Annotated in this window: 1 protein-coding gene; it reads left to right on the forward strand. The window is 59.8% G+C overall.

Going from position 1 to position 594, the window contains the following annotated elements; all coding sequences use genetic code 11:
* Positions 1-594, forward strand: a 594-nt coding sequence (locus HGO40_RS30365; protein ID WP_250966046.1) for an immunoglobulin-like domain-containing protein, incomplete at both ends; no start/stop codon positions are given.

A 594-nucleotide genomic window follows, 5' to 3' on the forward strand; every position in this document is an offset into this window, starting at 1 on the left:
CGAAAGCGGCAAGACCATCACCATCGCTGCTGGCGCTAGCTCGGGTACGCTCGATGTCGCTGTGGGTAACGACGTTTATCAAGGTCCGACCACCGTCACCGAATCGATTGCCTCGGCATCGGGCGGTAACCTGGAAGCCATCGCGCCTAACACTGCGCCAGTCAGCACCATCGTTAGCGATGTCGACGACACCACCACCGTGACGTTGACCGCCACTCCGACCGTGAATGAAAACGGCACCATCACCTACACCGCGACCCTGACCGGTGCCGATGGCAAGCCAGTTACCGCGCAAAACGGTCCCGTGACCGTGACGTTGGAAAGCGGCAAGACCATCACCATCGCCGCCGGCGCAAGCTCGGGTGCATTGGATGTAGCCGTTGGCAACGATGTGTACCAAGGCCCAACGACAGTTACTGAGTCGATCAAAGATGCATCCGGTGGCAACTTGGAGGCCATTGCTCCAAACACCGCCCCAGTTAGCACCATCGTTAGCGATGTCGACGACACCACCACCGTGACGTTGACCGCCACTCCGACCGTGAATGAAAACGGCACGATCACTTACACCGCGACCCTCACCGGTGCCGATGG

Source organism: Pseudomonas sp. CG7, assembly GCF_023701885.1.
Taxonomy (GTDB): domain Bacteria; phylum Pseudomonadota; class Gammaproteobacteria; order Pseudomonadales; family Pseudomonadaceae; genus Aquipseudomonas; species Aquipseudomonas zanjanensis.